26 protein-coding genes, 1 tRNA gene and 2 pseudogenes are annotated in these 25,156 nt (G+C 65.3%); 19 read left to right on the top strand and 10 right to left on the bottom strand.

From position 1 onward, the window contains the following. Positions 1-95: 95 nt before the first annotated feature. The 3 genes from E8P82_RS15165 to E8P82_RS08660 all read left to right on the top strand — a co-directional run bounded on the left by E8P82_RS15165 (position 96) and on the right by E8P82_RS08660 (position 3,916). A complete protein-coding gene (locus E8P82_RS15165; protein WP_246021132.1) occupies positions 96-1,841 on the top strand; it encodes a M23 family metallopeptidase in 1,746 nt (581 codons plus the stop codon). Positions 1,842-1,976: 135 nt separating this feature from the next. Next, the gene (exaC, locus tag E8P82_RS08665; protein ID WP_136454092.1) at positions 1,977-3,500 is read left to right on the top strand and encodes an acetaldehyde dehydrogenase ExaC; all 1,524 of its coding nucleotides are present in this window, start codon (positions 1,977-1,979) and stop codon (positions 3,498-3,500) included. Positions 3,501-3,514: 14 nt separating this feature from the next. Beyond that, positions 3,515-3,916, top strand: a complete 402-nt coding sequence (locus E8P82_RS08660) for a DUF779 domain-containing protein (RefSeq protein WP_136454091.1) — start codon at positions 3,515-3,517, stop codon at positions 3,914-3,916. 102 nt (positions 3,917-4,018) lie between these two features. Here the strand turns inward: E8P82_RS08660 and E8P82_RS08655 are convergent, their stop codons facing one another. Further along, entirely contained in the window at positions 4,019-4,954 is a 936-nt protein-coding gene (locus tag E8P82_RS08655; protein WP_136454090.1) for a cation diffusion facilitator family transporter, read from the bottom strand. A gap of 89 nt (positions 4,955-5,043) precedes the next feature. Here E8P82_RS08655 and E8P82_RS08650 point away from each other — a divergent pair, with 89 nt between their 5' ends. Together E8P82_RS08650 and E8P82_RS08645 are read left to right on the top strand one after the other, a co-directional pair. Next, positions 5,044-5,709: a TetR/AcrR family transcriptional regulator gene (locus tag E8P82_RS08650; RefSeq protein ID WP_168796528.1), complete on the top strand. Its 666-nt coding sequence runs from the start codon at positions 5,044-5,046 to the stop codon at positions 5,707-5,709. Positions 5,710-5,773: 64 nt separating this feature from the next. After that, the gene (locus E8P82_RS08645; RefSeq protein WP_136454088.1) at positions 5,774-8,359 is read left to right on the top strand and encodes an MMPL family transporter; all 2,586 of its coding nucleotides are present in this window, start codon (positions 5,774-5,776) and stop codon (positions 8,357-8,359) included. Between the two features lie 46 nt (positions 8,360-8,405). Here the strand turns inward: E8P82_RS08645 and E8P82_RS08640 are convergent, their stop codons facing one another. Next, positions 8,406-8,798 carry a DUF7793 family protein gene (locus E8P82_RS08640; protein WP_136454087.1) on the bottom strand — a complete coding sequence of 131 codons (393 nt, stop codon included), beginning with the start codon at positions 8,796-8,798 and terminating at the stop codon, positions 8,406-8,408. A 108-nt stretch (positions 8,799-8,906) separates the two neighbouring features. On the opposite strand from E8P82_RS08640, the gene E8P82_RS08635 reads away from it, so the two are divergent. Together E8P82_RS08635 and E8P82_RS08630 are read left to right on the top strand one after the other, a co-directional pair. Then, entirely contained in the window at positions 8,907-9,146 is a 240-nt protein-coding gene (locus E8P82_RS08635) for a hypothetical protein (RefSeq protein ID WP_136454086.1), read from the top strand. 7 nt (positions 9,147-9,153) lie between these two features. Further along, on the top strand, positions 9,154-9,405 hold the full coding sequence (locus E8P82_RS08630; protein WP_136454085.1) for a hypothetical protein: 252 nt from the start codon (positions 9,154-9,156) through the stop codon (positions 9,403-9,405). Positions 9,406-9,496: 91 nt separating this feature from the next. Here the strand turns inward: E8P82_RS08630 and E8P82_RS08625 are convergent, their stop codons facing one another. Continuing rightward, complete coding sequence (locus E8P82_RS08625; RefSeq protein ID WP_136454084.1) at positions 9,497-10,984, bottom strand: catalase; 1,488 nt, start codon at positions 10,982-10,984, stop codon at positions 9,497-9,499. A gap of 29 nt (positions 10,985-11,013) precedes the next feature. Beyond that, positions 11,014-11,484 (bottom strand): Fur family transcriptional regulator, encoded by a 471-nt coding sequence (locus tag E8P82_RS08620; RefSeq protein ID WP_136454083.1) that lies wholly within the window; start codon positions 11,482-11,484, stop codon positions 11,014-11,016. An 81-nt stretch (positions 11,485-11,565) separates the two neighbouring features. Here E8P82_RS08620 and E8P82_RS08615 point away from each other — a divergent pair, with 81 nt between their 5' ends. From E8P82_RS08615 to htpX, 4 genes and pseudogenes are all read left to right on the top strand, one after another. After that, positions 11,566-12,270: an esterase/lipase family protein gene (locus tag E8P82_RS08615; protein ID WP_136454082.1), complete on the top strand. Its 705-nt coding sequence runs from the start codon at positions 11,566-11,568 to the stop codon at positions 12,268-12,270. 138 nt (positions 12,271-12,408) lie between these two features. Next, positions 12,409-12,621 (top strand): annotated as a pseudogene (locus E8P82_RS08610) (VOC family protein); the annotation flags it as partial. Positions 12,622-12,770: 149 nt separating this feature from the next. Next, on the top strand, positions 12,771-14,054 hold the full coding sequence (locus E8P82_RS08605; RefSeq protein WP_136454081.1) for an MFS transporter: 1,284 nt from the start codon (positions 12,771-12,773) through the stop codon (positions 14,052-14,054). Positions 14,055-14,189: 135 nt separating this feature from the next. Next, entirely contained in the window at positions 14,190-15,068 is an 879-nt protein-coding gene (gene htpX / locus E8P82_RS08600; protein ID WP_136454080.1) for a zinc metalloprotease HtpX, read from the top strand. A gap of 526 nt (positions 15,069-15,594) precedes the next feature. Here htpX and E8P82_RS08595 read toward each other — a convergent pair. The 3 genes and pseudogenes from E8P82_RS08595 to E8P82_RS08585 form a co-directional block, all read right to left on the bottom strand. Beyond that, the gene (locus E8P82_RS08595) at positions 15,595-15,978 is read right to left on the bottom strand and encodes a helix-turn-helix domain-containing protein (protein WP_246021130.1); all 384 of its coding nucleotides are present in this window, start codon (positions 15,976-15,978) and stop codon (positions 15,595-15,597) included. Further along, a complete protein-coding gene (locus tag E8P82_RS08590; protein ID WP_211096837.1) occupies positions 15,944-16,372 on the bottom strand; it encodes a hypothetical protein in 429 nt (142 codons plus the stop codon). Before E8P82_RS08590 ends, E8P82_RS08595 begins: the two co-directional genes overlap by 35 nt. 375 nt (positions 16,373-16,747) lie before the next feature. Beyond that, positions 16,748-17,997, bottom strand: a pseudogene (locus E8P82_RS08585) (IS256 family transposase). Between the two features lie 51 nt (positions 17,998-18,048). Between E8P82_RS08585 and E8P82_RS08580 the strand changes: the two are divergent. Continuing rightward, positions 18,049-18,867, top strand: coding sequence for a tyrosine-type recombinase/integrase (locus E8P82_RS08580; protein ID WP_246021128.1), 819 nt, complete (start codon positions 18,049-18,051; stop codon positions 18,865-18,867). Between the two features lie 15 nt (positions 18,868-18,882). On the opposite strand, the gene E8P82_RS08575 is transcribed toward E8P82_RS08580, so the two are convergent. After that, positions 18,883-19,371, bottom strand: coding sequence for a YajQ family cyclic di-GMP-binding protein (locus tag E8P82_RS08575; RefSeq protein WP_136454078.1), 489 nt, complete (start codon positions 19,369-19,371; stop codon positions 18,883-18,885). Between the two features lie 161 nt (positions 19,372-19,532). On the opposite strand from E8P82_RS08575, the gene E8P82_RS08570 reads away from it, so the two are divergent. The 3 genes from E8P82_RS08570 to E8P82_RS15495 all read left to right on the top strand — a co-directional run bounded on the left by E8P82_RS08570 (position 19,533) and on the right by E8P82_RS15495 (position 20,592). Then, positions 19,533-19,907, top strand: coding sequence for a hypothetical protein (locus E8P82_RS08570; RefSeq protein ID WP_136454077.1), 375 nt, complete (start codon positions 19,533-19,535; stop codon positions 19,905-19,907). A gap of 101 nt (positions 19,908-20,008) precedes the next feature. Then, a tRNA-Tyr gene (locus tag E8P82_RS08565) sits at positions 20,009-20,090 on the top strand. 403 nt (positions 20,091-20,493) lie between these two features. Beyond that, positions 20,494-20,592: a hypothetical protein gene (locus tag E8P82_RS15495; RefSeq protein ID WP_425456016.1), complete on the top strand. Its 99-nt coding sequence runs from the start codon at positions 20,494-20,496 to the stop codon at positions 20,590-20,592. A 59-nt stretch (positions 20,593-20,651) separates the two neighbouring features. Here E8P82_RS15495 and E8P82_RS08555 read toward each other — a convergent pair whose 3' ends face one another. Continuing rightward, positions 20,652-20,894, bottom strand: a complete 243-nt coding sequence (locus tag E8P82_RS08555; protein WP_136454076.1) for a hypothetical protein — start codon at positions 20,892-20,894, stop codon at positions 20,652-20,654. Between the two features lie 175 nt (positions 20,895-21,069). On the opposite strand from E8P82_RS08555, the gene E8P82_RS08550 reads away from it, so the two are divergent. After that, complete coding sequence (locus E8P82_RS08550) at positions 21,070-21,819, top strand: hypothetical protein (RefSeq protein WP_136454075.1); 750 nt, start codon at positions 21,070-21,072, stop codon at positions 21,817-21,819. A gap of 78 nt (positions 21,820-21,897) precedes the next feature. After that, on the top strand, positions 21,898-22,983 hold the full coding sequence (locus E8P82_RS08545; protein ID WP_136454074.1) for an acyltransferase family protein: 1,086 nt from the start codon (positions 21,898-21,900) through the stop codon (positions 22,981-22,983). On the opposite strand, the gene E8P82_RS08540 is transcribed toward E8P82_RS08545, so the two are convergent. Then, positions 22,950-23,381, bottom strand: a complete 432-nt coding sequence (locus E8P82_RS08540) for a DUF6314 family protein (RefSeq protein ID WP_136454073.1) — start codon at positions 23,379-23,381, stop codon at positions 22,950-22,952. The two genes, E8P82_RS08545 and E8P82_RS08540, sit on opposite strands and share 34 nt — an antisense overlap. A gap of 88 nt (positions 23,382-23,469) precedes the next feature. On the opposite strand from E8P82_RS08540, the gene E8P82_RS08535 reads away from it, so the two are divergent. Beyond that, positions 23,470-23,910 carry a MarR family winged helix-turn-helix transcriptional regulator gene (locus E8P82_RS08535; RefSeq protein WP_246021126.1) on the top strand — a complete coding sequence of 147 codons (441 nt, stop codon included), beginning with the start codon at positions 23,470-23,472 and terminating at the stop codon, positions 23,908-23,910. Positions 23,911-23,920: 10 nt separating this feature from the next. Continuing rightward, positions 23,921-25,141 carry an MFS transporter gene (locus E8P82_RS08530; RefSeq protein ID WP_136454071.1) on the top strand — a complete coding sequence of 407 codons (1,221 nt, stop codon included), beginning with the start codon at positions 23,921-23,923 and terminating at the stop codon, positions 25,139-25,141. The last annotated feature ends 15 nt before the right edge of the window (positions 25,142-25,156 follow it).

Here is a 25,156-nt window from a genome sequence, read left to right as displayed (position 1 = left end):
TGCGTCGCACCAAGATGAATGCAAGCATCGCGATGGTGGTGTGTTTCGTCGGTTTCCAGGGTGTCGTGCCTGCATCATGGGAAGCGGCCGACGTAATGACACGTACTTCGGTGCAGGCGGATCTCGCACTTCTTGACGGCGATGACTCGATGTCGGCAACAGGGGATGTCGGTTTCCCCCTGATGGTGCCTCTGGACAGTTCCGGTGCTCCCGACCTCGAGGTACCCGGCTTCGGGACGTTCGGCCCTGGGACGTACGACGCGCTCGATGCGACACGGCCTGACGAGGGGAGTGTCCCCCCGGGCACTCCTGGTGTCACCGCGCGTGCTCTGACCGACCTGACGGCGGCTACGCAGCGTCCCGTCGAGGGAACCCTGTTCGCTCCTCTCGGTGAACTCACACCCTCCTCGCCCTTCGGCTCGCGCACGAGCCCCATCACAGGTCAAGCGGACGAATTCCATACGGGTCAGGACTTCTCGGCGCCGTGCGGTACCGCCGTCTATGCTGCGGACGCCGGGATTGTCCGCGCCGTCGGCTGGCACCCGTGGGGTGGCGGAAACCGCGTGGAAGTGGATCACGGCAACGGTCTCATCACGACTTACAACCATTTGCTGGGGATCTCGGCTGAGCTGGGCGACGTGGTCAACGGCGGCGACCAGCTCGCCGAAGTCGGGACCAGCGGATCCTCGACGGGATGCCATCTCCATTTCGAGACGATCCTCGACGGCGAGCACGTGAACCCCGTGCAGTGGAAGCTGGTCGTCGCGAGCCATACCCCGAGCGTCGGCGTGATGAAGGACTACACACCCGGAGGCTCGGCTACCTCTGCCATACCGGCATGGGCGCAATCCACCACGCGATCGGACCAGGCTCTGCCTGCCGGTGCGGAGGCCCTACCGCTCTTCCCGGGCTCCTCCGGGATCAGCGCAGCAGCGCCGGGCGGGCTGCTCGGTGCCCTCCTGAGTCAGCAGTCCAGTACCCCGGTCCTCTCAGAACCAGCCGTTGGCACTGCGGGCGGACCATCCGCGAGGCCCGACGCCGCGCCTCGAACGACGTCGGACTCCACGGTGGAGCCGACGAAGCCCGGGTCCAAGCCGTCGAAGCCGACGAAGACTCCTGAGGCGGAGAAGCCCGGGTCCAAGCCGACGAAGACTCCTGAGGCGGAGAAGCCCGGGTCCAAGCCGACGAAGACTCCTGAGGCGGAGAAGCCCGGGTCCAAGCCGACGAAGACTCCTGAGGCGGAGAAGACTGGGTCCAAGCCGTCGAAGACTGTTGAGGCGGGTAAGACTGAGGCGGAGAAGCCCGGGTCCAAGCCGACGAAGACTCCTGAGGCGGAGAAGCCCGGGTCCAAGCCGACGAAGACTCCTGAGGCGGAGAAGCCTGGGTCCAAGCCGACGAAGACTGTTGAGGCGGGTAGGACTGAGGCGGAGAAGCCCGAACCGAAGCCTGAACCGACGAGCGCCCCGAAGGCTGAGCCCGAGGCCGAGGTGACGCCCGTACAGGCTCCGACGGAGCCCGTACCGGTTCCCGAACCGGTCGTCGTTCCGGAGCCGGTCGTCGTGGAAGCCGAAGCGGATGCCTCGTGCGAGGTCGACCCAGCGGCGGTGGCGGAAGGTACGCCCCAGCCCGTGGAGCCGATGGCGAATGCGGGGACGGGGGTCGTGGCTCCTGTATCGACGGTGCCCGCAGCAGGCGAGAATGCGGGCGAGACACCCCTGTGCGGTGACGTTGCGGTAGCCGGTGACGCCGCGGCCGGCAACGACCCCGCGCAGGATCCCGAACCGGCACCGCTGCCGGGTATCCCGCAAGAGATCGGCGTCGCGCCTCGCGACGAAGGGTGATCCGGTAGGGCTTTGGTCGACCGGGGTGCACGACTGTATTCTCCTGAATTCCAGTGCCAACGGGGCGAGCCGCGCCTTAGGCTGTGAGACGTGGACGATGACGTCCCGCACACGTAGAGCCCAAGGAGTTCGACAATGACTGTTTATGCTCAGCCCGGCGAGAACGGGTCGAAGGTTTCCTTCAGGTCGAGGTACGAGAACTGGATCGGTGGCGAGTGGGTTCCGCCGCAGAAGGGTCAGTACTTCGAGAACATCTCGCCCGTGACGGGCAAGGCCTTCTGCGAGGTGGCCAGGGGGACGGCCGAGGACATCGAGCTGGCTCTCGACGCCGCACACAAGGCCGCCCCGGGATGGGGCAGGACGTCGGTCGCGGAGCGCGCGGCAGTCCTCAATCGGATCGCGGATCGCATGGAGGAGAATCTCGAACTCCTCGCAGTCGCGGACACCTGGGACAACGGCAAGCCGATCAGGGAAACCCTTGCCGCGGATATTCCATTGGCCATCGACCACTTCCGCTATTTCGCAAGTGCCGTGCGCGCCCAGGAGGGACGACTGTCCCAGCTCGACGAGGACATGACGGCATACCACTACCACGAGCCCTTGGGTGTCGTAGGGCAGATCATCCCCTGGAACTTCCCGATCCTCATGGCCACCTGGAAGCTCGCACCGGCCATCGCCGCAGGAAACGCCGTCGTGCTCAAGCCTGCCGAGCAGACACCGGCGTCGATCCTCGTCCTGGTGGAACTGCTGGGCGACCTGCTCCCGGCGGGCGTGCTGAACGTGGTCAACGGCTTCGGAGTGGAAGCAGGCAAGCCGCTCGCCTCGAGCAAGCGGATCCGCAAGATCGCGTTCACCGGTGAGACGACGACCGGCAGGCTCATCAGCCAGTACGCGAGCCAGAATCTGATTCCGGTCACGCTGGAACTCGGCGGCAAGAGTCCCAACATCTTCTTCGCCGATGTCGCGGACAGCAATGACTCCTTCTACGACAAGGCCCTCGAAGGCTTCGCGCTCTTCGCGTTGAACCAGGGTGAGGTCTGCACCTGCCCGTCACGCGCGCTCGTCCAGGGGTCCATCTACGACTCCTTCATGGCCGACGCGATAGCCCGCGTGGAGAAGATGGTGCAGGGGAATCCGCTGGATACCGAGACACAGGTGGGCGCGCAGGCCTCCAACGACCAGCTGGAGAAGATCCTCTCCTACATGGACATCGGTCGGCAGGAGGGCGCGAAGGTGCTGATTGGCGGCGAGCGGAACATGCTCGACGGCGATCTCGCCGAGGGGTTCTACGTCAAGCCAACGGTGTTCGAGGGGTCGAACAGGATGCGCGTCTTCCAGGAGGAGATCTTCGGCCCCGTCGTGTCCGTGACGCGATTCGACGACTACGCGGAAGCGATGGAGATCGCCAACGACACGCTGTACGGGCTGGGAGCCGGTGTGTGGTCCAGGAACGGGAATGTGGCGTACCGCGCGGGTCGCGAGATCCAGGCGGGTCGGGTCTGGGTGAACAACTACCACGCCTACCCGGCGGGAGCGGCGTTCGGTGGCTACAAGTCCTCCGGCATCGGCCGTGAGAACCACGCCATGATGCTCGATCATTACCAGCAGACCAAGAACCTGTTGGTCAGCTACTCGGAATCCAAGCTCGGCTTCTTCTAGTCGATGAGGACTCCATGACCGTCGAGGCATCCGTGACCATCCCGGGGGAGACATTCTCCCGGGTTGCGCTCACCGGCAGCGCGGTCGAGCTGCTGGACAAGCTGTGGCTCGTCCACGGGCCCCTGATGTTCCACCAGTCCGGCGGGTGCTGCGACGGGTCGTCCCCGATGTGTTATCCGGCGGGCGAGTTCATCACGGCCGAGGCGGACATCCTGCTCGGTGTCCTCGACATCTCCGCGGACGGGCCGGGCGACGACGGCGCCCGGCTCATCGAGTTCTGGATGTCGCGGGAGCAGTTCGAGTACTGGCGTCATACGCACCTGACCATCGACGTCGTACCGGGCCGGGGCAGCGGCTTCTCCGTCGAGGCGCCGGAGGGCAAACGGTTCCTGATCCGGTCCCGTCTGATGGAGTAGGTGTGCCACGGTCTCGATCATTCGTTCAGCAGGACTCCGGCGGACATGCCCGCCGGAGTCCTGCCGGTCGAGGACTGTCCCGGCATCGTCAGCGGGGCGGCATCAGTGTGTCAGCTCTGTCTCGTGCGGCACATGATCGAGTGGTTCGATCTGGAAGGTGCAGTGGTCGATACCGACCTCGAAGTGCTCACTCACGCACTCCTGGAGCTGGTCGAGCACAGTATGGGCGGAGCCGTTGCGGTAGCAGGCGTCGTCGACGACGACGTGCGCGGTCAGGACCGGGAGACCGGTGGCGATCTGCGTGATGTGGAGATCGTGGACGTCGCGCACGTGCGGTAGGCGGGACAGGTGCGAGCGCACGTCGTCGAGGTCGATCCCGGCGGGAGTGGACTCGAGCAGGACGTCGATGGTCTCGCGCAGCAACGTGATGGTTCTCGGGATGATCAGGGCGCCGATGAGCAGGGCCACGAGAGCGTCCGCCCGCATCCAGCCGGTCAGGGTGATCACGATGGCTGCGACAATGACGGCCAAGGAGCCGAGCGCATCGTTGAGTACCTCGAGGAACGCGGCCCTCAGGTTGAAAGTGGCCGCCCGATGCCGTGACAGGAGACCCAATGCAGCGAGGTTCCCGGCGAGGCCGATGACTCCGAAGACGATCAGCTCCGGCGCCGCGACGTCCTCCGGGGTGATGAGTCGGCTGACCCCTTCCACCAGCACATAGGCGCCGACCGCGAGGAGAAATGCGGCCTGCAGCAGTGCGGCAATCACTTCTGCCCGGCGGAAGCCCCAGGAGCGGCGCGGTGTCGCCGGGCGGATGGCGAGTGTCGCAGCGCCGAGCGCCATCGCCAGCCCTGCGGCGTCGGTCAGCACGTGGACGGAATCGAAGAGCAGGGCAAGGCTTCCCGTCCACACGGCGCCGACGATCTGCAGCACGAAGACGACGAGGGTGATCGCGAAAGCACCAGCCAGTGGTTTCCGTCCCGGTGATCCAGGTGATCCAGGTGACGCCGGTGAGGAGGAGTGCCGGTGAGCTGCCATATATCGAGAGTACAGCTCCGGCTGAACCATGATGGGATCGCCCGGCACTCTTGTTGCACGGTGTGCAAAATTTGTCGTATTCTAGGGCAGTGCTGAAAGCCACCAACCGCCTCGGATCCCTGGGCCGTCGTGAACAGAATAAGATCGACACCCGTCGGGCCATTGCGGATGCAGCGTTCGACCTCGCCCGAAACGTGGGACCCGGGGCCTTCACCGTGGACCAGATCACGGAGCGGGCCGGGGTGTCCCGGCGCACGTTCTTCAACTATTTTCCCAGCGCACAGGATGCCCTCACCGTACGGATGGACCTCTTCATCGACCGGATCCTGAGTACCTTCGAGAGGCTGCCCCGCGATGAACCCCTGTTCGACACGATCATCCGCGCCTTCGCCGAGACCACGGGGATGGAGGGGCTGTCCCAGCACGGCGAACTCTTCCGCATGGCGGACGCCGACCCGGACCTGCTGCGGGCCCAGCTGCATTCATGGGAACGCGCCGAGGCGAGGATCGCGGAGGCGCTGCGGATCAGATTCGGGTCCACTGCCTCTCAGCTGTACCTCACAGCGCTGGTCGGCTGCGTGATGTCCTGCACCAAGACGGCGATGCGGGACTGGGCTGTACATACTCCGGCGTCGGCGCCGGATTCGGGCAAGCAGCTCGAAGCTCGCATCCTCGCTGTGCTGACGATGCTCCGGGACGGGTTCGCCGATCCCGGTCTGCGTATCGCTCCCGATCCGCCGGATCCCGGTTCCTGAAACCACCCCCCCCGCTTCGCCTGTTCTCCCGTTCTGTCCCTTCTCATCCTGCAAGGATCACTCCATGGCTTTTCTGCTCTATCGGCTCGGCTCTTTCGCGTATCGGAGGCGATGGTGGGTCGTCTCCGCCTGGCTGGCTGTGCTGCTCGCCGTCGGCGGGTCGGCGATCGCCTTCTCCGGGACCCTGACGAACAACTTCTCCATCCCCGGCACAGAGTCCCAGCGCATCACGGATCGCCTCAGGGACGAACTTCCCGAGGCCGTGGGCGGTACGGGCACAGTGGTCTTCACGACGGACGACGGCTCGGAGTTCTCCACGGAGCAGCAGGAGGAGGTGCAGTCGGCACTCACTTCGATCTCGGACTTCGACGGGGTCCGAGGCGTCGTCGATCCCTTCGAGGTCGCAGCGCAGGTGGATTCGGCTCGCGAGGAGATCGAGTCCGGACGCACGGAACTCGAGGCCAGCGAGGAACAGCTCACGAGTGGTGAGGAGCAACTCGCCCAGGGGCAGGCACAGCTCGACGAGCAGCGCGAGGAGTTCGAGAGCAACCGCGATCGACTCCCTGCAGCGCGGGAAGCGGCCACGGAGGACCAGCTCGAAGAGGCGCAGGCCGAACTCGATGCGAGCCAGGCCGAGTTGGAGACCGGCCGCGAACAGTTCGAGTCCGGCACGGCCGAGCTCGATCGCGCCCAGCGGCAACTCGATGCCACCTCCGGAGTGAGCCTGCTGTCCGACGACCGATCAGCAGCAGTGGCCAATGTCCAATTCGATCAGCAGATCAACAGCGTCTCACCGGAACTTCGCGAACAGGTGCAGGAGACGGCGACTCAGGCGGAGTCGGCAGGTGTCACGGTCGACTTCAGCCAGGAGATCGTCGAGGACATCGGCGGCATCGCCGGTGCCGCCGAGTTCGTCGGCCTGGCCGTCGCCGCGCTCGTCCTGATCCTGATGCTCGGCACCCTTGTCGCAGCCGGGCTTCCGCTCCTGATGGCCATCGTCGGCGTCGGCGTGGGCGTGGGGATCACCTTCGCCCTCTCCGGTGTCATCGAGATGAACAGCATCTCTCCCGTTTTGGCGCTCATGCTCGGGCTGGCGGTCGGTATCGACTACTCGCTGTTCATCGTCAATCGTCACCGGACCCAGTTGCTGCGCGGGATGGAGCTGCGGGAGTCCATTGCACGAGCCACGGGAACTGCGGGCAACGCGGTTCTCTTCGCCGGCATCACCGTCGTCGTGGCCCTCGCAGCACTGGCCGTACCCGGTCTGCCGTTCCTGACGATCATGGGACTTGCTGCCGCCGGTACTGTCGCGGTTGCGGTGCTGGTCGCGCTCAGCCTGACCCCCGCCCTGCTCGCCGTCATCGGTCCCAGGATCGTGTCGAAGCGTCGCTGGGCCCGGGGAGACGGTGGAAAGCACTCGGCCACCGCACCTGCCCCCGGTCAGGATCCGACGGAAGCTGCGGACGAGCGTGCTGCCAGTGGGGCGGGCTGGGGTGGGATCGCCACCCGGAAGCCGATTCTGACGGTCCTCGCCGGTGTCGTGCTGCTCGGAGTCATCGCCATTCCGACCGCGCAGCTGCGTGTGGGACTGCCCGACGGCGGTTCCGAACCCGCTGATTCGACGGCCTTCCAGGCCTACAACACGGTCGGTGAGCGGTTCGGTGAGGGGACGAACGGTCCGCTGATCGTCGTCGGGTCCTTCCCGGAGACCGAGGACGACGCCGAGCTGACGGAACTTCAGCTCGACGTCAATGACCTCCTGCTGGACGTGCCCGGCGTGGCAGCTTCCGTCCCGGCCACTCTCAGCGAGGACGGTCGTACCGGGATCTTCCAGGTGATCCCGGAGGAGGGGCCCTCGAGCGAGAGCACCGAGAATCTGGTGCGGGACCTGCGGTCGGCCTCCGACAGCTTCGAGGACGAGACCGGTGTGCCGATCGCTGTCACCGGGCAGACCGCCGCCAATATCGACGTTTCGGAGAAGCTCGTTGAGGCCCTGCCGATCTACCTCGGCATCGTCGTGGGGCTGTCCCTGATCCTGCTGCTGCTGGTCTTCCGCTCCATCCTGGTGCCGATCATCGCGACCGGTGGCTTCCTGCTCTCGCTGCTGGCCAGCTTCGGAGCGACGGTGGCCATCTACCAGTGGGGCTGGCTCGGAAGCATCTTCGCGGTGACCAATCCGGGTGCCATCCTGAGCTTCCTGCCCATCATCCTGATCGGCGTGCTCTTCGGTCTCGCGATGGACTACCAGATGTTCCTGGTCTCCGGTATGCGTGAGGCTTTCGTCCATGGGGCCGAGGCCAAGGCGGCTGTCCGCATCGGGTTCAGCCATGGTGCGCGAGTGGTCACGGCTGCCGCCGTCATCATGGTGTCCGTGTTCGCGGGCTTCGTGTTCTCCGAGCTGACCATGGTCCGGCCCATCGGGTTCGGGCTCGCGTTCGGAGTCCTCGTGGACGCCTTCGTGGTACGGATGACAGTCATCCCTGCGGCCATGTACCTGCTGGGCAGGCGTGCCTGGTGGCTGCCGGCCTGGCTGGAGCGGATCCTGCCGGATGTCGACGTCGAGGGTGCGAAGCTGGAGCGCGAGAAACCCGCGATCCCGGCGAGCGAGGACGAGGCAGAGCTGGAGCGCGGGGAGAAGGTCGCCGTCTAGGACCTGCGACAGTGCCCGGGCACCTCGAGTACCCGGGCACTGTCTTCTACCTCGGTAGTGGGATGTCCAGTTCCGGTCGCGTCATCAGCCAAGAGCTCGCCGTGGCCTCGGTCTCGAAGTAGCCCACGGGGAAGGGCGGCTGGTACAGCTCGACGTACAGCTCGATCAGCGGCTGGTCGAGGACGGACGGACCCACAAGGGCGACGGCGGAGAGTGGTGCCCGCTTCGCGAAGTAGGCCAGGGCAGCCTGGCTCAGCGACGCCATGCCATTGAGCAGCATCAGCAGGTGGACGCGACGCCGGGGCAGGGCTGACTCGATATCGGCGGTCAGGAGAGCCCCGTCGGAGTGGTGGAGCACGATGGCGGGCGCCCACGTCACGCGTACCAGCGTCCCCTGCTCCACGGTCACCGTGTACCGCGACTCTGCCCCCATGGCCATCGCCTCCTGCCAAGGAGTCTAGTGATCTTCGCGCACCATGCGCACACCACCGCCGGACATATTCACCGAATTGTGTTGCGTGGACTGGGAGCACGAAACCAGGGCGGTATGCCTGCGGATCTGGTGGAGGCGGGTGCCTCCTTCGTTGCCGTCGACCGGCGAGACGCCGGACGCGTTGCAGCAGTTCTCTCGGAGGGCGCCGACCTGCTGGTCGACTGCCTGGCCTTCACCCGCGCGGACGCGGACATCGTGATGCCGCATCTTGCGGGTGTCGGCTCGACGGCGTTGCTCTCGAGCAAAGCCGTCTACGTGCGTCATCGCGAACCGCCTCGGTCATCAGTGGAGTGAGGAGCTGGTGCCGTCCACCGTCGGGACGCTCGGGTCCACGCCCTGGGATGCGGTCTCGCCGATCCTCCTCGATCTCGCCGCTGCCACCGACCTGGGCTACCGGCCGGTGGGGACCTATGCCACCACGGTGCGCCCCACCGTCGACTGGCTGGTGGCGGAGGCCGGTGAGCGCGGGGTCGCGGCGATGCAGCAGACGGGCTTCTTCGAGGACTCCTTCGACTACGACGCAGAGGACCGGTTCCTGGCGGCACGGTCCTGAAGACGCACCACATGAACGAGGGCGGACCCGTACGGATCCGCCCTCGTTCATGTGGTGCTGCTGATCGGTGCCCTATTCCTGGTAGAGCTTCCTAATAGAGCGCAGCCTCGGACTCGGTGGCCGGAGTGTGGCCGTGTCCGAGGTTGGACGCCAGCTTCGCGCCGAGGTCGGCGTCCACATTGGTCCAGTACTGAATGGCCCGAGCACGGATGTCCTCGCTCTGAACGCCTCCGACGGCGCCGCTGATGGTCTCGAGGAAGCGCGCGCGCTGGGCGTCGTCGAACACCTCGCGGTAGAGCGTCCCGGCCTGGCCGAAGTCGTCGTCCTCGGCGTGCAGAGAGTGCGCTGCGTACACGAGCTCGCCGTCGTTCTCCCAGCCGCCGTGCGCACCGTACTGAGCAGGGTCAGCCGCGGGGCCGCCGAGCGAGTTCGGTGCGTACACCGGCTTCGACGCGGAGTCGAAGTGATAGCGCGCCGCGCCGTCCTTCGAGTAGCTCCGTACCTCGTTCTTCGGGCTGTTCACGGGCAGCTGCGCGTGGTTGGTGCCCACGCGGTAGCGGTGGGCGTCCGCGTAGGAGAAGATACGGGCCTGCAGCATGCGGTCAGGGCTCGCGGCGATACCGGGCACGAAGTTCGACGGCGCGAAGGCGGCCTGCTCGATCTGCGCGAAGTAGTTCTCCGGGTTCCGGTTCAGCGTGAGTGTGCCGACGGGGATCAGCGGGTAGTCCTTCTGCGACCAGGTCTTCGTCACGTCGAACGGGTTGAAGCGGTAGTCCTTCGCGTCGTCGTACGGCATGATCTGGACCTTGAGGTCCCAGCTCGGGTGGTTGCCCTTGGCGATGTTCTCCGAGAGATCCCGCAGGTGGTAGTCGGAGTCGGCCCCGGCCAGCAGTTCGGCCTCCTCGCCGGTCAGCGTCTCGTGGCCCTGATTGGTCTTGAAGTGGTACTTGACCCAGAACTTCTCGTCGGCCTCGTTGATCCACATGTAGGCGTGCGAACCGTAGCCGTTCATGGTGCGCCAGGACGCAGGGATCCCGCGATCGCCCATCAGCCACGTCACCTGGTGAGCCGATTCAGGGCTGAGCGTCCAGAAGTCCCACTGCATGTCCGCGTCGCGCAGGTGGGTACCGGGGAGCCGCTTCTGCGACCGGATGAAGTCGGGGAACTTGATGCCGTCCCGGATGAAGAACACCGGGGTGTTGTTGCCCACGAGGTCGTAGTTGCCCTCGGAGGTGTAGAACTTCAGTGCGAAGCCACGGGGGTCGCGCCAGGTGTCGGGGGAACCCTGCTCGCCGGCCACGGTGGAGAAGCGGAGGAGGGTCTCCGTCGTCGTGCCCTGCTGGAAGAGCGCGGCGCGGGTGTACATGCTGACGTCCTCGGTGGTCTCGAAGACACCGAAGGCTCCACCGCCCTTGGCGTGGACCACGCGCTCGGGGACGCGCTCGCGGTTGAACTGGGCGAGCTTCTCGATGAGGTAGTGATCGGTCAGCGGGATGGCTCCGTCGCGGCCGATGACGGACGAGTTGGCGTCGTCGATGACCGGTGCGCCGGACTGCGTGGTGGTGAAGTTCTCGGACATGGTGCTCCTTTTCCTTTTCGGGGATCTGGTTACGGGTGGCTGGGGGCTGCGGTTCGGCAGGTGTCGCAGATGCCCTGATAGAGGACTTCCGCGATCTCGATGGTCATCTGCCGGGCGCCGGGCGACCAGTCGGGGGTGAGGCAGGGCGCGTGACCCACGGCGCAGTCCACGTCCTCGATCCGACCGCAGCCCGTACAGACGGCGTGGTGGTGGTTGTCTCCCACCCGCGTCTCGTAGCGTGCGGGGGAGTGCGGTGTGTCGATGCGGCGCAGCAGGCCGATGCCGGTCAGGTCGGCCAGGATCACGTAGACGGACTGCACGGTGATGTACGGCAGATCCGTCCTGACGGCGACGGCGACGTCATCGGCCGTGGCATGGGGGATGGCGTGGACGGCAGCCAGCACACCGAGTCGCTGGCGCGTCACGCGCCGGTCGCGGGAGCGCAGGGCCACTGACCAGAGGGACTCCTGTGTCCCCGGAGTCGTGGCTGTCTGTGTCATGGACCCAGTCAAGCAGTAAATCTGAGAAGTTCATAATAAGTCGGGCGGTGTCTCGTCGTGCTGATCAGTACCGTAGGAGACGTGAACCTCATCGAGCGCGGCTGGGCGTGGCTGCTGGACTATGCGTACGTCGGCTACTGGCAGGTGCGCGGCTTCCTCGTCAGGGATGATCCTGCCCAGTACCTCGTGCCGGTTCCGGGGGCTCCGCAGGGCCTGGCCCCCGTGCTGCTGATCCCCGGAGTGTACGAGACCTGGCAGTTCATGAGACCCGTGGCCGATCATCTCCACCGTGCCGGGCACCGGGTCCATGTGGTGCAGAGGCTCGGATACAACCGGGGGACGGTTCCGGCCATGGCAGAGCTCGCAGCCGAGTACCTCGACCGGCACGGGCTCACCGGCGTGGTCCTCGTCACGCACAGCAAGGGGGGGCTGATCGGCAAGTTCCTGCTGACCATGCCGAGTTCCGCACCCCGGATCGCGCGTCTGGTGGCGATCAACGCGCCGTTCTCGGGCTCCATCTACGCCAATTTCTTCCTCCTGCCCAGCATCCGCGCATTCTCCCCGCGCAACACCATCCTGAAGACCCTGCGAGCCAACAGGGCACTGAATGGACGCATCACCTCGATCTACGGCCGGTTCGATCCCCACATTCCCGGCGGAAGCTTCATGGAGGGCGCCCGCAACGTCCGACTCGAGACGATGGGTCACTTCCGGCCCATCGCCGATCCACGGGTACTGCAGGAGATCGACCGCGCGATCGAGGCGGCCGAGCACGACGCCGGCTGAGGTGGCACGGACGCCGCCCGAGCGGCGCGGGACCACGACCTTCCCGAGATGACACAAATTACCGCTTCACGGCAGGTGGACCGGTCATATCTGCCATGTCGAGGAGAGAGCGGGGCGATTGCCGCGCCTTGGTAGCCGATTGAGACGGAGCCGACGCGTCCCAACGAGATCGGCATGCACCGTCTCGCCTTCTCGGTCGACGACATCGAGCAAGCGGTCGAGATCGCCGCACGGCACGGCTGTCACCCGCTGCGCGACGTCGCGACGTACGGGGACGTCTACAAGCTCACCTATCTCCGTGGTCCCAGTGGGATCATCGTGATGTTCGCCGAAGATCTGACGAAGGCCTGACCGATGAATCGGCTGAGGAACTCGGCGTCAGGCGTCGTCGCGCAGCAGCGCGACGGGCGTTCGAACTGGCACTGAGCAGCCACCGTCGAGACCTGCCGAGCCTCCCCGACTGTTGCTACAGCGAATCAAAGCGCCGTTAGACTTCTCCCGTGCCCAGACTGCTCGCCGACATCACGCCACTGCGCGAGAGTCCGGCGTTCCGCAGGCTCTACATCGGCACGGCGCTCTCGGCCATCGGCACCCAATTGACCATCGTGGCGGTGAGCCTGCAGATCTACGCGCTCACGCAGTCCACCCTCAGTGTCGGCCTGCTCAGCCTCTTCGCGCTCGTCCCCCTCGTGGTGGCAGGGCTCTACGGCGGGGCGATCGCCGACGCACTGGACCGGCGCAAGGTGGCCCTGTGGTCCGGCCTCGCGCTCTGGGGCACCACCACGGCCATCGCACTCCAGGCCTGGGCCGGCGTCGACAGCGTCGGGCTGCTCTACGCGCTGATCGCCGTCCAGTCGGGGGCCGCGGGCATCAACCAGCCCACGCGGAGCTCCATCATCCCGCGGCTGGTCCGCCCGGCGCTGCTGCCGGCGGCCAATGCGCTGAGCATGATCACGTTCGGGCTCGCCTTCACCATCGGACCCTTGCTCGCGGGTGTGCTCGTGGCGCAGGTGGGCTACGCCTGGACGTACACGGTCGACGTCGTCACCTTCACCTTCGCGCTGTGGGCGGTCTACCGGCTCCCGCCGCTGCCGCCGGAGGGCCCGACGCGAAGGGCCGGGCTGGCCACCGTGCTCGAGGGGTTCCGCTTCCTCGGAACCCGCCCGAACATCCGCATGACGTTCATCCTCGACCTCATCGCCATGATCACCGCCCAGCCCAGGGCCCTGCTGCCGGCCGTCGGGGCCGTGCTGATCGGTGGTGGCGAACTCACCGTCGGTATCCTGCTGGCCTCCGGTGCGTTCGGATCCGTGCTGGCCGGATTGTTCTCGGGGCCACTGGGGCACATCCACAGACAGGGTCAGGCCGTGATCTGGTCCATCGTGGGGTGGGGCTCCTCCGTGGCGGGCTTCGGTGCCGTCGTCGTCATGGCGGGATCGTCGTCCCTGCCCGCCCTCGAGGGCGAACTGTCACCGTGGGTCGTTCCCGCGGCGGCCTGCCTGGTCCTCTCGGGCATCGCCGACTCGATCAGCAGCGTCTTCCGCAACACCATCCTCCAGTCCGCGACGCCGGATGCCATGCGCGGACGGCTGCAGGGCGTCTTCATCGTCGTCGTCGCCGGTGGTCCGCGGCTCGGGGACCTGGTGGCCGGCGGTCAGGCCGCGTGGCTGGGCGAGGGCTGGACCGCCGTCGTCGGTGGTCTCGCATGCGTGGTGCTGGTGCTCGCCGTCGCCCGGTGGCAGCCGGGCTTCTCCCGGTACGATTCCCGTCACCCCGAGCCCTGATCACGCAGGCACCGGGCCGGGCGTCTCTCAGCGAGCGTGAAGCTCCACCCCGTACCATGGATGAACCAGGCCCGTTCGATCCGCCGCTGTACGTGACGGCCCGGACCGAGGCCTCCATCCTGCAAGGAGTAAGCAGTGCACAATCATTTCAACGGTGCCAAGACGGCGTTGTTGTTCGGTGCCCTGATGGGCATCTTCCTCGTCTTCGGCGCGGTCATCGCCGGAGCCACCGGCAGTTCGATGTTCATCTGGCTCTTCGCCCTGTTCGGCGTCGGATCGATCGCCTACAGCTACTGGAACAGCGACAAGATCGCCATCCGCAGCATGCGCGCCGTCGAGGTCTCGGAGCAGCAGGCACCGGCGATGTACCGGATCGTCCGCGAGCTCAGCTCGCGGGCGGGCAAGCCCATGCCGCGGCTGTACGTCTCGCCGACCAACGCGCCCAACGCGTTCGCCACCGGGCGCAACCCGGAGAACTCCGCGGTGTGCTGCACGCAGGGCATCCTGCGGCTGCTCGACGAGCGCGAGCTGCGCGGCGTCCTCGGCCATGAGCTCATGCACGTGTACAACCGCGACATCCTCACCGGGTCCATTGCGGCCGCCGTCGCCGGGGTCATCACGTCCGTGGCGCAGATCTTCGCCTTCACCGGCATGCTGGGCGGCAACCGGAACCAGGGCGGCAACCCCATCGCCGCGCTGCTTCTGGCCATCCTCGCCCCGTTGGCCGCAGGTCTCATCCAGACCGCCATCGGCCGTACAAGGGAGTTCGACGCCGACGAGGACGGCGCCGTTCTCACCGACGATCCGCTGGCCCTCGCCTCGGCGCTGCGCAAGCTCGAGAGCGGAACCCAGCGCGCTCCGCTGCCGCAGGATCAGAAGCTCGTCAACACCTCCCACCTCATGATCGCCAACCCGTTCAAAGGCGGCGGTATGAGCAAGCTGTTCGCCACGCACCCGCCCATGAACGAGCGCATCGCGCGGCTCGAGGGCATGGCCGGCCGGCCCCTGCGCTGATTCGCTCGAACTGACGACGGCGGTCCCACCTCGTGCGGTGGGGCCGCCGTCGTCGTTCCGGGAGCACGGGTCAGCGCATGTTCACGAACCTCTAACGGGTGGTTGCCTAGTGCCGGGGGTGCTGAGAACCCCTAGTTTCCGGGCTTCACGGTGTTGTGCATGATGGGCCGGAAGTGGTGCTTTGCGGACCTCCTGCGGACTAACTGCGGACCGAGAAGGGCTGCGCTATCGATCTACGTAGCCTCTCTTGCGCCCGATTACTCACGCCTACACGAGCAAGAAGAAGCGCCCCACCTTTGCGAGATGGGGCGCCTTGAGCACGAACTCTAGCTCGTCCTTGAGTGAGCCGATATGATTGAATTGTAGGCCTGTGACAGGTCCAGCAAGTTGTAACGAGTATTCGAGTCCTCGACCTCGTCAAGAATTGCTTTCAAGAGTGCATTACGCGCTTCCAGTCTTATGTCTTCCGTAGCCATGATTTCCCCAGTGGTAGTTCGAATAGATAATAGCCATGCATTCAGATGGACTAGACCGCTTCCATCTTGTTTGTTTTCGTTAGGTCATCCCTCACATTGTCGAGGTCTACCTCAATTTCTTGACCCTTCATTGAGACTACAATTCGCACATCATCCGCGCCAGCTGCATTTAGGTAACGGAGGAGCGTCTGTAGGAGCATGTTTTCGGATCGCTCAAGCTTCGAAACCACACCCTGCGTGCTATCCATGTTTTGGGCTAGTTCTGTCTGGGTCAGATTCGCAGCGTCACGAATCATCGCTAGCTGCATCTTGTAAGTGCGATCATTCTCGCGATTCCCAGCGCGTATGGCCGCGACTCTTGCAGCTATATCAGGGTTTTGCAACGCCGCATCAATCTGCTCATTTCCGCGACGGAAGTTCATTGGTTCCATCATTTTTCTCCTCCTGTTCGCGATACCACGCCTGTATGGCTACCTTCGCTCGATCTTCCACTGAATTGTAGAAAATGTCGCCTATGTTTGATTTGTCTCCGGAGAACAGGGCCACCACCACTGTGTCTTTGTGTTCAGGAGGAAACCAGGCTATGACTCGCACCGCCAGCCCTTTGACATATGGGTGTGACACTCTCCACACCGTGTGAGCCTTGCACTGTCGCACAATCTTGAAGGTCGCAGATTCCTCAGTTGGCTCACCGTCTAAGCTACTCAGTTCCCCTAGGGCCGCAATGATAAAGGAATAGACCTCGGCGTCACGCTCCTTGCCCTGCCCTGCTGCCCCTTTGTAGCGGTCCAACATCCTCTGAAAACTCTCGGGCCACTGAACCTCCATGACGTAAATATAGCCTAAAAGTCATATGCATACAAGAGGTACGGGCGCAGTCGTGACACAACGCACGGAGCTCGCCTGCGACCGATTTTTGCTGATCTGCCGCAAGCAAGACCCTCTCAATGCTGTGGAAAAACCGGCTGTCGAGGGCTGTCTGACTAGGCGAAACGTGTATTTTTCCTGTGTGTGTAAGCACTCCGAGGCAGAATCCGAATGCTTCAAGTTGGCTGAAGGCGCATACGGCCCTCGGTGTAGGGCGGTCGTTGTCACGCGGCCTGCGTCCGGTTCTGGCCCTGCCGAAGAGTCAGATCCGTTCGCTGGTGGTCAAGTCCCTGGTGGTGGTGTAGCGGTTGGTGGTCCTTCTGGTGTTGGTTGTGGTTAGGCGCTGAGTTCGAGGGCGGGTTGGTCGGTTACCTCGTTTCCGGTGTCGGGTACGGGGGTGAGCCGGCTCTTGGTGAGGATGTCGAGGCCGAGGTAGGGGCGTCGTTTGAGCCCATTCATCGGTCTGCTCGGCCAGGACCGCGCCGACGAGCCGGATGATCGCGTCGCGGTTGGGGAAGATCCCGACGCTGTCGGTGCGACGGCGGATCTCTCTGTTGAGTCGTTCGTTGGGGTTGTTGGACCAGATTTGTTGCCAGAGGCCTTCGGGGAACCCGGTGAAGGCCAGGATGTCCGCCCTCGCACCATCGAGGTGCTCGTGCGCGTCAGGGAGCTTGTCCTCGACGTAGTCCAGCAGCCGATCGAACTGGGCGTGCACGGCGCCGGCGTCGGGTTGGTCGTAGACACTGTGCAGCATCGCTTTGACGGCCGGCCACAGGCTCTTCGGTGTCACCGACATGAGGTTCGCCGCGTAGTGGGTGCGGCAGCGCTGCCAGGCGGCCCCGGGCAGATTCGCGGCGATCGCCTCCACCAGCCCGGTGGGCGTCGGAGGTGACCAGGCGGACCCCGGTCAGTCCCCGGGCCACCAGGTCGGCGAAGAACGTGTTCCACGCCGCCCCGGTCTCGGAGGTGGCCACCCGGACGCCGAGGACTTCCCGGCGCCCGTTAGCGTTGACGCCGGTCGCGACGAGGACGACGGTGTTGATGACCCGCCCGCCTTCGCGGACCTTCATCGTCAACGCGTCCGCGGTGTGAGAACGTGAATGGGCCGGCATCACCGAGGGGTCGGTACCGGAACTCGTCGACGAGCTGGTCCAGGTCCGTGGCCATGCGGGAGACCTGGGACTTGGAGAGCGCGTTGATGCCCAACGTCTTGACGAGCTTGTCCATCCGGCGGGTACTGACACCGGCGAGGTAGCAGCCCGCGACGACGGTGATCAGCGCGGTCTCGGTCCGTTTCCTACGCTCGAGCAACCAGTCCGGGAAGTAGGTACCGGATCGGAGCTTCGGGACAGCGACATCGATCGTGCCGGCCCGGGTGTCCAGGTCGCGGTGCCGGTAGCCGTTGCGTTGAGCGACTCGGTCCAGGCTGGGCTTGCCCCACTCAGCTCCGGCCACCGCGTCGGCGTCAGCAGAAAGCAGGGCGTTGATCATGGTCTGCAGAAGGGAGCGCATCAGATCCTTACGACGAATCGGTAAGGGCTTCACCGAGAAGGCGGGCAGGGTCTTTCAATATGAGGAGCGGTCATCGTGATGATGCCTTTCGAGTGGATGTGAGAGTTTTCTCGAAGGACCACACGGTGACCGCGTCCACGTCTCAAGCGACGTACCCGGCCACCGGGCGTTACACCACACTAAGGGGCACTACTTACAACTTCGCCCGGTCAGCGTTCAGGGCTGCCGTGGTCGACCGAATCATCTCTTCGGACCCCTCAGACAACATCAAGCTACCCAGGGAACGCCGGGCAGCGGCAGCAATGACTATCCCCACGCCGTCGCAGGTCGCTACCGCGCTGTCAGTAGCCCCCGAATGGTTCCAGGCCTACCTTGGGGTGTGCGCGTTCGCCGGGCTCCGTCTCGGTGAAGCGTCGGGCCTGCAAGTCCGCGACGTAGATTTCCTGCGCCGTACGCTGACGGTGAGTAGGCAAGTCCAGGGCGAGAACAAGAGGAACACTGAGGTCTCAGCGCCGAAGCACGGTTCGGAGCGCGTCGTCTACATCCCAACGCGGCTCACTGAGATGATAGCCCGCCACGTCGAGCAGGTCGGCGTCCACGGGGAGGATGCTTGGCTGTTCTCGACCGGGGGAGACCTATGGCACCGGGACATGGCAGGCCACTACTGGCGCGAGGTCCGCAAGGCCTCCGGGCTGGAGGAGTTCACCCTCCACGATCTGCGCCACTTCTTCGCCTCAGCGCTGATCGCCACCGGGTGCGACGTCGTCACGGTGCAGCGAGCCCTCGGACACGCTCAGGCGTCTATTACGCTGAACACGTACAGCCATCTATGGCCTACCGCTGAGGACAAGACAAGGACCGCCGCCACCGAGCTGATGGAGACGGTCCTTGGCGATCCTGCGGACTCTCTGCGGACTGAGGCCTTGTTACAAGCCTCTGACTAGGCGTTATGTCTCTTGTCAGCGCATGTTCACGAACTGAAGATCCGCCTCGTCGAAGTTCTTGAGGAGCGCCATGGTGGCCTGCAGATCGTCGCGGGACTTGGAGCTCACGCGCAGCTCATCTCCCTGGATCTGCGATTTCACTCCCTTGGGGCCCTCGTCGCGGATGAGCTTGTTGATCTTCTTCGCAACGTCCTGGGCAATGCCCTCCTTGATGGACGTCTCCAGGCGGAACTCCTTGCCGGAGGCGTAGGGCTCGCCGGTGTCCAGGGACTTGAGAGAGATGCCGCGCTTGATCATCTTGGACTGCAGCACATCGAGCACGGCCAGGACGCGCTCCTCCGAGTTGGCCTTCATGAGGATCTTCTCGCCGCTGAAGTCCGCCTCCGCCCCCACGCCCTTGAAGTCGTATCGCTGGGCGATCTCCTTCTGGGCCTGATTCAGTGCGTTGGCGACCTCCTGCTTGTCCACTTTGCTGACGACGTCGAACGTGGATTCGCTGGCCACGATGCCTCCTGGGGTGGTTGGGATTCTTGCCCTACAGACTATCGGCAACCTCGGCTCGGCGTCCCGTCGGCACTCACAGGCGATGGCCAGCCACTGCTCGGGTGCGGCGCATGCAAGGGGGGCACGGTGGAGTGCATCACCGAGCCAGAGGAGAGCGCACCATGACCAGGACACCTCGCCGTCGCTATCGGGTGCGCCTCCGCTCCGCAGTAGCCGGGTCCTTCCTCGCGGCAGCGTCGGTGACGTCCCTGCTGGGGGTCGGGGCAGCCCCAGCTCCGGCAGCGGCGTCCGAAGTGATCGTCCAGAGCCCTGATCAGGTGGACGACGAGATCAGCAATCGAACCCGGCAGCTCGACAACGCACCGACGGTCGGTGCCCGCGTGCCACTGCTGGTCGCGGCAGGCAGGACATCGAGCGAGCGCCTTGCCGGAGTCGGCGCCGACCTCGACCGGGCTGTCCTCCTGCAGCTGATCACGCCCGAGCAGGCGGGCGGCTTCTATGCCCAGGTGGAGCGTCGCGTTGCGTCCGGCCTGTAGTAGCCGATGCAGTGCCGGCACGGATTCGTCACCCGCGCCCTTTGTCTGTAAAGTTGTCTTGCCCGCGCTTGCTACGGGCGGTCCTCCCAGCGAAGACATAGGGCAGATTACCCGAGCGGCCAAAGGGGGCTGACTGTAAATCAGCTGGCAACGCCTACGGGGGTTCGAATCCCTCATCTGCCACTCGCCGGTCACGGTGGGAAACATGGACCCATCGGTATCTCTTCAGAGGTACCGATGGGTCTTTTTTAGTGCTTGAAGTACTCGGTGGCACGGAAAACCGCGACGCTGTTCCGCCTTCGAGTCCGTGCTCCTGTCCGCGGATCAGCTGCGGAGCTGGGGTAGCTCAGGATCCGCCCACTGCCGACGTGGGGATCTCACGGACTCCTACCGCCGAAGCTCCTTCCGTCAGACATTTTTTATTGGTGAGCGAGGACCGGGTGCAGCAGTGGGCGGATGAAACCGAAGCCGGCTATGACGTCGAGGAGATGAAAAGCCTCAGACACGGGCGGCCCGGTCGCGCCGCCGAGCCGATGCAGATCGTCCCGGTGCGGTCACCGTTGAAGAGGTCGCTGCGGTCGATGCCATCGCCGAGCGCGAGCACATCTCGCGATCCGAAGCAGTCCGCCTGGCGTTGGCCGATTCGGCGGCGGGAAGATCCGCGACAGCGCATCCCGAGCACTGAGCAATCCCAGGCAATGCGGTCCAGGCAGCACGGCCCGTAAGTCGATTGTGAATCGTACGTCAGGGGTGCGTCCGTTCCCGCCGGCTAATAAATCCGTGGGTAATGAGCGCGGCGACACCCAGTACCAGACCCAGTGCTCCAGCCGTGTACCCGAACAGGAGGAGGATGCCGGCACCGATGTTCACACCGGCGTCGCCTGAATCGTTCGAGAATGCCCAACCTGCAGGACCGGTTGCCAGGAAAGCGATCGTCAGGAGACAAGTGCACAGAAGATGCAGCAGCTTTGGCAGTTGCGTGTCCATGTCGTCTCGCTCTCAGGAGTGTGGTCGGAATCGAAGGGTAGCGCAGCCCGTACAGGAAATTCGGCACGCCACGGCTCCTGCGAAGAAGATGCCGAGGGCGCGGCAGCGGTCTTTGCGATCACAGCGGGTGAGCCGACGTACGATCAGGGAACCGCATCACACACCTGGGGGATTCATGAAGTTCTACCGTGCACCGCTACTGGGTCTCGCCTTGGCCCTGACCGCCTGCTCGGGAGGTGGAAATGCCGAGGCGCCGGTGGAGTCGGCGGCAGGATCTGCGTCCGCGTCCGCTCCGACGACGACGGCAGCAGCGCCGATTGCGTCGGCGACGGCAGCACCGGCACCTGTTCCTGCGACGACTCCGCCGCCGACGGCGCCGACAACTCCTGCCCCGGCACCGACCACAGCAGAGGCGGCACCCACGACTGCGGCAGCACCTACACCTGCGGCGGCACCTCCCGCCACCACGGAGCTGTCCCCCCGCGGGAATCTCATCAAGCAGGTCGGCGAGCTGGCCGGAATCAGGGACGCCAATGGGGAGTACCTGGTCTCCTTCACCGTGAACGACATCGCCGTCGACGTGCAATGCACCGACAGCTTGGCGGAAGCGCCGGAGAACGGGCACTTCGTCGCTCTGGACGTCTCGGTCGAGACGAGCCCGAACATGCTCAACTCGGACCTGATCGAGCAGTTCAGCATGTCCTCGTACACGTTCCAGGCGATCGGACCCGACGGTGTCACGTCGAATGCGGGTGCGGACAGCGTTGCGACCCTGTTCTGCCTCGACGACTCCGTGCTTCTGCCCACAGATATCGGGCCGGGTGAGAAAGCTCAGGGCATAGTCCTCCTCGACGTCGAGAATCCCTCCGGCACGCTCGTCTACGAGGACTACTGGACCGACAGCAGCTGGGAGTACAGCTACTAGCGCGATGCATACGCACGCCCCTGCCTCACCTGATCGCGCGCAGGAGCAATCCGGTGCCGCCTCCTCCACGAATGGTCAGTGCGCCTACCTACAGTAGGAGCGACGTCGGAGGAGGTCAGGATCAGCGCGACGGACGACGTGCGGATCGGTTGGATGGACAGCCTGCGGGGCACCGCCATCCTTCTCGTGATCGTGCTGCACGTGGGGGAGGCCCTGCGGCAGGCCGTCGGTCCGGTCCCCGGCGTCGACCAGTTCAATCTGTTCCTCGAACCGTTCCGCATGCCGGTGCTGATGTTCCTCTCGGGCATTCTGCTGCCGCGCTCGATCGCCAAGCCTGGGCGTGAGTACGTCGCCGGCAAGGTGTCCATGGTGGCGTGGCCGTACCTCCTGTGGTCCCTGATCCTCCTGGCGGCCGGCGGCGACATCGGCCTGACGGAGGTCGCCGAAATCATCTACCTCTCGCCGACGTACCTCTGGTACCTGTGGTTCATCCTGATCTTCTACGCCGTGGCCTTTCCGCTGCGCCACATCCCGCCACTGTTGATCTCCGGTGCCGCCCTGGTGGTGTCGTTCGTCCTGCCGGACGGCAGCCGCCCCGAGATCATGGTGTTCCTCGCAGCGTTCTTCTTCTTCGGCGCCTGGTGCGCCAGGCACGCACGGCAGGTCACCCGGATCATCGAACGCCCCTGGGTACTGATCATGGCGGCGGTCTCCGCCATAACCGTGGGTGTGCTGAATCTGGCCGGCCGGGACGTGCTGTACCACGGCGAGTTCGCCTGGGGAGTGGTGGGTGCGCTCGGCGTCGTCTGCTGGCTGTTCCCGCGCCTGCGCGCCGGACGTGTGAGCGCTGCCCTCGAGTTCGTGGGCCGCTACTCGATCGTCTTCTACGTGGTGCATCTCGGCCCCATCATGATCACGCTCGCGCTCGTGGGCGACGCTGGGCTCATCGGCGCATGGTTCGTCCTGCCTCTGCTGCTCGTCGTCGGCATCGGTGTGCCGCTGGGTCTGGCGTGGGTGTACGCGAGGCAGGAGCACGCCTCCGTCAACCTCCTGTTCGAAATCCCCGCACTGAAGCAGCGGCCACGGGAACGGGCTCCGCGCCGACGACGGATGCGAGTCCACCCGCCGCGTCAGGCCCGCCGGAGTGAGGTGGACAGGAGCTGATCCTTCGCCGGTCCTGTCACGTCCCAGGAGTATTCCACGGAGTCCGCTGTGTGGATGGCGAAGTCGACGCGGTACGTGTCGGGGAAGCACGCGTGGACGTCGCGTGCCCTGCCCGTGCGCAGATCGAGCCGGCAGAGCACGCGATCATCAGGGAAGTGCACGATCGTCGTCCCTCCGACCGCGCTGATCCAGTAGGAACGCCACGCCGGTCCCCGGAAGTGCGGCCAGCTGACGGTCCCTTCCTCGACCCATGCCAGGCCGTCGGCGTCGGGCGTGAACGTGGTGAGACCGCTGAACGTACCGCTGAGGCCTGACGCACGGTCGAGCAGTCGCCGTTCCGTCGCCCAGGCCCCCACAAGGAAGGAGAGCGCATCGTCCACGCCCAGGTAGCGCTGCATGTTCCTCCTTCGGTTGACCCACTCCACGCTAGTCCGGCCAGCGCGCTCTTTTGTACCATTCGGCAGGTGAATGTTAGGCTGCCTAACTATGAGGACCGAGACCGAGGACGAGGAGCTCCTGGCGCTCGCGCAGTCCTTCCGCACCACTCTGCGGCATGCCGTGTACCTGAGCCGGTCCATGGACCACGACGGCGAACTGTCGACCATGCAGCTGAGCACACTGGGCATGGCGGCCGATGCACCCCTGCGCGTGAGCCGTATCGCCGGGAATCTGGGCATCCGGGTTCCGTCGGCCACCGAGCAGATCATCAAGCTCGAGCAGGCAGGGTTGGTCAGCCGCCACCAGGACCCCACCGATTCCCGCGCCGTTCTGGTGCAGCTCACGGGAAAGGGCCGCGCGGCCTGGGAGGAGGCCAGCAGGCGCCGGAACGCGCGCATCGCAGAGCTGCTCGGGCAACTCGACGCGGAGGACAGAGCAGCGATTGCCGCTGCCCTGCCCGTCGTCGCGAAACTGAACCGCAATCCCTAGGAGCTTCTGAGTGACCAAGCACGTTTCCCGGCAGGAGACATCGCCCTCCGCTGTGCTGACCGAGGAGAAGCAGTCCTTCTTCCGCCAGCCCAGAGCCGTCTGGGCCACCGCTCTCGCCGCTGTCTTCGCCTTCATGGGCATCGGGCTCGTGGATCCGATCCTCCCGGCCATCGCCGAGAATCTCGACGCCTCGCCGAGCCAGGTGTCCCTGCTGTTCACGAGCTACTTCCTCGTCACGGCGGTTGCGATGCTCGTGACCGGCGTCATCTCCTCCCGCATCGGCGGTAAGAGGACGCTTCTGCTCGGATTGGGACTCATCGTCGTCTTCGCCTCGCTGTCAGGGCTGTCAGGGGACGTGGCGACCCTCGTTGGCTTCCGCGCCGGGTGGGGTCTCGGCAATGCTCTCTTCGTGGCCACTGCACTCGCGGTGATCGTCGGTGTCGCGAGCGGCGGAACAGCAACGGCGATCATTCTCTACGAGGCTGCCCTGGGGCTGGGGATCTCGCTCGGCCCGCTGCTGGGAGCGCTCCTGGGCGGCTGGCAGTGGCGTGCCCCGTTCTTCGGCACCGCCGTCCTCATGGCCGCAGCGCTCATCGCCCTGATCATCATGCTGCCGGCCACCCCGACGCCCGCACACAGGACGTCGCTGAAGGATCCACTCCTCGCTCTCGGCCACAAGGGTCTGCGCACCACCGCGTCCAGCGCCCTGTTCTACAACTACGGGTTCTTCACCATTCTCGCTTTCACACCCTTCGTGCTCGGCATGGATGCCTACGGCATCGGCGCGGTCTTCTTCGGCTGGGGCCTCATGGTCGCCATCTTCTCGGTCCTCGTGGCGCCCGTGCTGCAGCGCTCACTCGCCACCACCCGCCTGCTGCTCCTGACCCTGGGTATCCTCGCGCTCGTCCTCGTCGGTCTGGCCCTGGCGGCGGAGCGCTCGGTGGCCGCCGTCGTCGTGCTGGTGATCGTCTCCGGTGCGCTGCTCGGCATCAACAACACCCTCTACACCGAGCTGGCCATGGGTGTCTCCGACGCGCCGCGGCCCGTTGCCTCTGCCGGCTACAACTTCGTCCGCTGGCTCGGCGGCGCCCTCGCGCCGTTCGCCGCGACGAAGCTCGCCGAGCTCTACAACCCGCAGACCACTTACGCGGTAGCGGGTGCGATGGTGGTCATCGCCGGAGTCGTCGTGGTCAGTGGGCGCCGCTCACTGAAGCACGCCGAGGCCGAATAACCAGGGTATGAGGCC

Origin of the sequence: Arthrobacter echini, assembly GCF_004803505.1 — a bacterium.
GTDB classification, from domain to species: domain Bacteria; phylum Actinomycetota; class Actinomycetes; order Actinomycetales; family Micrococcaceae; genus Arthrobacter_D; species Arthrobacter_D echini.
Note: the sequence above shows the minus strand (reverse complement) of the source record. Positions and strands in the feature narration are given on the sequence as shown.